General features: G+C 55.8%; 6 protein-coding genes. 3 read left to right on the forward strand and 3 right to left on the reverse strand.

Going from position 1 to position 5,749, the window contains the following annotated elements:
* Positions 1-104 precede the first annotated feature (104 nt).
* Positions 105-845, reverse strand: coding sequence for an ABC transporter ATP-binding protein (locus RTI30_RS12005; protein WP_312283846.1), 741 nt, complete (start codon positions 843-845; stop codon positions 105-107).
* The gene (locus tag RTI30_RS12010; protein ID WP_312283847.1) at positions 845-1,663 is read right to left on the reverse strand and encodes an ABC transporter permease; all 819 of its coding nucleotides are present in this window, start codon (positions 1,661-1,663) and stop codon (positions 845-847) included. The genes RTI30_RS12005 and RTI30_RS12010 overlap by 1 nt, the downstream gene beginning before the upstream one ends.
* Before the next feature lie 156 nt (positions 1,664-1,819).
* On the opposite strand from RTI30_RS12010, the gene RTI30_RS12015 reads away from it, so the two are divergent.
* The 3 genes from RTI30_RS12015 (at position 1,820) to RTI30_RS12025 (ending at position 4,626) form a co-directional block, all read left to right on the forward strand.
* A complete protein-coding gene (locus RTI30_RS12015) occupies positions 1,820-3,883 on the forward strand; it encodes an O-antigen ligase family protein (protein WP_312283848.1) in 2,064 nt (687 codons plus the stop codon).
* Between the two features lie 198 nt (positions 3,884-4,081).
* Positions 4,082-4,342, forward strand: a complete 261-nt coding sequence (locus RTI30_RS12020; protein ID WP_312274925.1) for a DUF4160 domain-containing protein — start codon at positions 4,082-4,084, stop codon at positions 4,340-4,342.
* Complete coding sequence (locus RTI30_RS12025) at positions 4,297-4,626, forward strand: DUF2442 domain-containing protein (protein ID WP_312274921.1); 330 nt, start codon at positions 4,297-4,299, stop codon at positions 4,624-4,626. Before RTI30_RS12020 ends, RTI30_RS12025 begins: the two co-directional genes overlap by 46 nt.
* A 256-nt stretch (positions 4,627-4,882) precedes the next feature.
* Here the strand turns inward: RTI30_RS12025 and RTI30_RS12030 are convergent.
* Positions 4,883-5,749: DHHA1 domain-containing protein (locus RTI30_RS12030; protein ID WP_312283849.1), on the reverse strand; the 867-nt coding region annotated here is incomplete at its 5' end.

Raw genomic sequence — 5,749 nt, forward strand, 5'->3', positions numbered from 1 at the left:
GGTTTCTCTCATCCATGCTCAAGTGCTGATACTGGTTGCCCATTGTTCACCTCCAGTCTCCTTGGACCAAAGGTGTTGCACTTCATTTTTGAGCCGGCCTTATTTTATGAAGCTCGAACATCGTTGCCGGTTGGCCTTAACAGATCCGTATCCACTTCGACCACACGCCCTTGATCCAATCGCACGAATCGATCACAAAATGTATTTACCTGTTCCATGCTGTGAGACACAAGTATAAGTGTCATGCCATGGTTTCTCATCTCCGCAATTTTAGCCAGACATTTTTTTTGAAAAGATTCGTCACCCACTGCCAATATCTCGTCTGCCAGCAAAATATCAGGCTGTAGATGTACTGCTACGGAAAAGCCGAGACGCATTTGCATCCCAGAGGAGTAGTGTTTCAATGGCGTATCGATAAAATTTCCAAGCTCGGAAAATTCCACGATTTCCTGGACCAGAGGCCTTATTTCTTTATTAAGAAAACCATATAAGCTTGCGTTGAGAAATATATTCTCGTAGCCAGTGAGTTCAGGATTGAAACCTACCCCCAGTTGTATTAGTGGAGCAATGCGTCCGTGGGCGACAACCCGCCCAGTGGTAGGCTGCAGTATGCCGGCAATAATTTGCAATAATGTACTCTTCCCTGATCCATTATGTCCAAGTAGCCCTAGGGCTTCGCCTCGGTTAACGGTAAAACTTACGTCGTTAAGCGCCTTGAAAAGCTCTCTCCGCTCGCGCTTGTTTTTGTGGAATAACGCAAGGAAACGCGTTTTTATACCCATCGCTCGATTGTGGCGCAGAACAAACTCCTTGCTCACGTGCTCGACGACGATGGCTGGTGGCATCACAGATCCTCGACCAGATGCCGGGCTTTACTACGGAATAAAAACATCCCAATAGTGACGGTAGCCAGGGTCCACGCACTAGCGGTAAACACATGCTGCATGGCGGGCAGGGTTCCGGAGTAGAGTAGGGTATGAAACAAGTCCATAAACTGGGTCAGCGGATTGATGGAGATAAGTTCTCTGGTTGAGGGCTCGAGCACATTGACATCGTACGCTATGGGGGTGAGCCAGAACCCAAACATCATAGCAATGTCAACCAGATGCTTCAAATCACGAAATTCCACTTGTAAAACGGAAAAGGTGAGAACTATCCCCCAAATGAATGCGACATATAGCCCTAAAACCAAAGGATATAGCAAGAGGCTCCAGTGGTAGACTCCGCCCAAGAGTGGGTAGAGAACAAAGAGGATAAGAATAGCAATGACCCACAGCGCCAAGGTGAACAATAAACTGGAGGTGGGAACCAAGATACGCGGAAAGTAAATCTTCTGGATGAGGCCAGCAGCCCCGGTAAGACTCTCACAACTTTGGCTTACGGCTTGGGAAAACAAGTTGTAGTGCAGTACCCCAATGACTAAATATAGGATGTAGTTGGGCAAGTCGCTGCGAAAGACGTGGGTAAAAACGAAATAGTACAATAGGATCAACGCCAAAGGGTTTCCCAAGGACCACAGGAAACCCAAAACTGCGCCTTGATACCGTACTTTGAGGTCTTTGGCAACCAGGTTGCGCACCAAGTCGCGGTATCGCCAGTAAGGATGAAGAGCTGTGATAGGATTTACCAAGCGCAAATACCTGTTGAGAGTTTGGGGAATCATAGTGGCTCGAGGGGCGCTCTGCAATCTCCCGTTATCTTTGTCAGCCGTACCCTCCCAGCGCGTGAACTTCCATTCCGGTTCTCGCGCCCCGATCAAAGTTTCTTGACGACGCCGGTCTTTGCTAGACTTCCGCAGTCTTTTTGCTGAGTTATCCCCATGAAAGCTATCAACTATACCTCTCCCGCCCGTTTGCTCTGGTTGGGCCTACTCCCTTTGCTCGCCTACGGCATCAGTTGGTATTACAACGGCGCCTTGATCCCACTCTTGGCCGGGAGCAGTGTGTTGTTGCTGGTTTTTGGAGCAATGGCTGCCTGGCCGCGCTTGCGCCAGGGGCTGCCGTGGCCTAGGGGCTATCTTCCGATTTTCATGATCCTCTGGCTATTCTGGTTCTGGTTGACCTTATTCTGGAGTCATGTTCCTTACAGCAGCTGGTTTTACTTCTGGACTCTTGGTTCAGTGCCGCTGAGCTTCCTGGGTTGGGTGGTGATGATCGATGTCGACCGTCAAAAGGTCTGGCCGTGGTTTTGGGCGGGAATCATCATCAGCGCGTGGGTGCTTTCGGCCATCGGTCTTGGGCAGTACTACCAGCTGCTCGGTCGGGGAACTGGATGGGAGGGGCTCCGCCCCCAGGGGCCACTCCTAGATTGCAACAGCTATTCGGCGTGGATGAACTTGCTGTTTTTCCCGCTTGTGGCCCGTTTCTTTTACCTCGATGCACAGCGAAATATCAGGCTTGCCGTCCGAAAATTCGACTGGAAGGCACTGGGGTATCTGGTGACCATTGCGGTAGTCCTGCTGGCAGATTTCAGCACCGGTAGCCGTGGTGGTCTACTGGCTTGGCTCTGTACCGTGCCCTTCGCGATATGGGGTTTTCGTGGATTCCCGGGAGCGGGTAGACGATGGGGCTTTATTCTTGGGCTTGCACTGCTGGCCTTTTTGATCATGAACTACCCGAAGGGCTACGACATCCTTGGGCAACTCAACCCGCACTATATCTCGTCCAACATCGCGACAGTCTCCCGTAGCCTCATGTGGATCGCCACCTGGCATATCTTTTTGAGCCACCCATACCTGGGCACGGGGCTGGGGAGTTATTTTCTCTTCTATCCGGCCTATCGGCTACCAGGGGAGTTGGCCTCGGCGGGAACCTACGCCCACAACGACTACATCGAGTTTTTGGCCGAGGGCGGGCTCATCAATCTCGGCTTTTTGCTGGCCTTTGCCGGGGCGCTGTTCTATGCCCTCTATCGCCTCATTCTGCGGCCGGCGCGGCTGGGCATCCCGGAAGAAGACCGCTATTGGGCCTTGGGGCTGGTGCTGGGAGTCTTTGCCATTACCGGCCATGCCTTGGGCAACTTCATCTTCTACAACCTGCCCCTCAGCATCCTGGCGGGGATATTTTTGGCCCAGGCTTGGCGGCTCTACCATCGCCAGGGGGATTCGGCGCCGATACTCCCGCGGCTGGGTATTCGGCATCCGCAGGTGCTGCAGTTTGCCTTGGTGCTGCTCATTGTGGTCGCGAGCTGGTTTCTGGCCCTCGATGCCGCGGTCTATGGCCTCTTCAGCAACAACGCTTGGCTGGATGGTTTCATTGCCAACCCCAACGCAAGGGCGGTGTTTTTGATGCGGGCGGCGCGCTTTTTGGAGATTACCCGCCCCCAGGCGACCCAGCCCTGGGTGTATATGGGCAATGCCTATCTGAACCTGGCGGCCACAGATACCAGCATGGCAGCGGCCCAGCGGCGGATACTGTTGGAAGCCGCTTTGCAGCAATACCACGCCTCCCTGGTGGGAATTCCGCGGCAAGCGGGGGTCTATAATGCCATCGGCTCACTTTACAGCCAGTACGGCAGTACGCTTTTGGGGATGACGCCACAGGCGGCCCGGGACCACGCCGTGCTGGCCTGGCGCAAGGGCCTGGCCCTGACTCCGGAGAGCGTCAACCTGCGCAGCGAGATTGCGACGGCGGCCTATTTTGCCCATGGCAATGTGGCCGGGGGTATCGCCTTTTTGCAGGCGGGCTTACAACGGCCGCTCTTTCCCGAACCCAAAGCCCTGCTGCGCTGGGTAATTGCCCGTAATCAGTGGCAGTTGGCCCACGATCCCAAGGCGGCGGAGCAGACCTTGCTGCAGAGCCTCAAGGCGAGCCCGGATTTTCTGCCCAGCATCAGCTTGCTGCGCCAAATCGTGGCGGCAAGGAAGGCTGGCGGTAGGAACTAGGTACCTTGGATTTGCGCGAGTTCCCCTGGGGCAAATTTCCCGTAGTGCGTTCATCCCGAATGACGGGGGCGGGTAGATAGGTAGCCGCTGAACGCACGAGCTTTTCCATTGCTGCGTGAAACTGGTACTTTCTTCCACGGCGCACTCCTTCATGGGGATGCGTCTTTGGTGGAGATTTTGGCGTTAACCGGGAGACCCATGCCTACCATTAGCATCTTCTACGGTATACTGATTCAGATGTTTTGGCAGGATCACGCGCCTCCCCACTTCCACGCTCTGTACGGAGAGTATGAGGTACTTGTTTCTATTCAGAACTTGGAGGTGATTGAAGGGAGTATGCCCAAGCGGGCGTTGTCCCTAGTATTTGAATGGGCTCGTGAACACCAGGGCGAACTCATGGAGGATTGGGAACTATGTGCGCACAATCAGTCACCCAAAAAGATTCCACCGTTGATATAGTGCCACCAATCCGCATATCGGCCCCGTGGCGCGTCGCTTCCGTCCGCCCAGCAGACGGTTACAGACTTCATGTCGAATTTACTGACGGTACGGCAGGGGAGGTATGGATGGACGAACTAATCCATGGACCTATGGCCGGGGTGTTCGCCCAACTGGCCGACCCGTCGGTTTTTGCCACCGTGTACTTAGAGTATGGCGTGGTTACGTGGCCTGGAGAGATCGATCTGGCACCGGATGCCATGTACGAAGAGATCAAAGCCAAAGGAAGGTGGGTGCTAAAATGACTACCTTCACCATGTAGCGTCGCCCATCCTCGACAGCGCAAAAGGGTCGAAACCGTGCAACCAACGCACCTTTTCGGGTATTAGCCAAGTACATCGAAATGGCTTCCCAGGGCACGGAAATCATCGTCACCAAAAGGATACGTCCGGTAGAGCGCATTGCACCCATCGAGGCCAGCGAGGGAAGGTCAAAGGCGGGAAAGTCTGCCCTAGAACGGTCTCGCGCGAGGATGCAGCAGGGTCATCCCTTGCGCGGGAACTACGCCATGGACCGCGACGCTGGCGCACTTGGCTCCGCATGGCGGATGAGTAGTTGCAGGCGGGTCTCGCCGCGCCAGAGATTGCGCTCCAAGGCGTAGGCAAAGCGAATTTTCTCGCCGACCTGGATGGGGCTGGTGCCGTCTTCGCTGGCAAAGAACCAGATGGCATCGATGGCCGCACCATCCATCAGCAGCGATAGCTTTAAGTGCCGACCATCGCCCACGGTGCGCAGTTCGCGGACCTCGCCCGTGCCACTGAAAAGGGGCGCCTCCCATTGCCGGCCAAAGGGTTCGAGGGCGGCAATTTCTGCCCATAGATCGAGGCTGGGTGGTCCCGGAAGGGTCCCGTCGGTCCATACCCGCGGTGCCAGGGTCTGTTCGCCAAAATGTTGGGCGGCGAGCTCTTGCCAAGCCGCGGCAAAGCGCGCCAAGGCAGATCGGCGCAGGGTCAGCCCACCGGCACCGGCATGGCCACCCCAGGCCACAAAGTCCGTAGGAAAGCGCTCGGCAATCGCCGCCAAGGCGCGGCGAACGTGAAAACTCCCCACCGTGCGTAACGAGGCACTGATGAGCTCCGGGTCTTCCTTGGGCGAGAAAAAGGCAACGGGTCGGCCGGTAGTCTCCACCAGCTTGGCGGCGCAAATGCCTTGCACACCGGCATGGCCCTCGGGGTCGAAGATGCACAGTGCCGCGGCTGCCGCCTGCTGCCGTACCTGGCCTTGGGCGCGGCGCAGCATCTCGACTTGTACGGTTTTGCGCGCTTCATTGTCTTCTTGCAGCACGGCAGCCAGGCTTTCTGCCTCCGGTAGGCTGTCGGTCAGGAAGAGGCGCACGCTGTCTTCTGCCGAGTCCAAACGCCCGCGAGC

Source organism: Candidatus Igneacidithiobacillus taiwanensis, from assembly GCF_031962545.1.
GTDB lineage: Bacteria > Pseudomonadota > Gammaproteobacteria > Acidithiobacillales > Acidithiobacillaceae > Igneacidithiobacillus > Igneacidithiobacillus taiwanensis.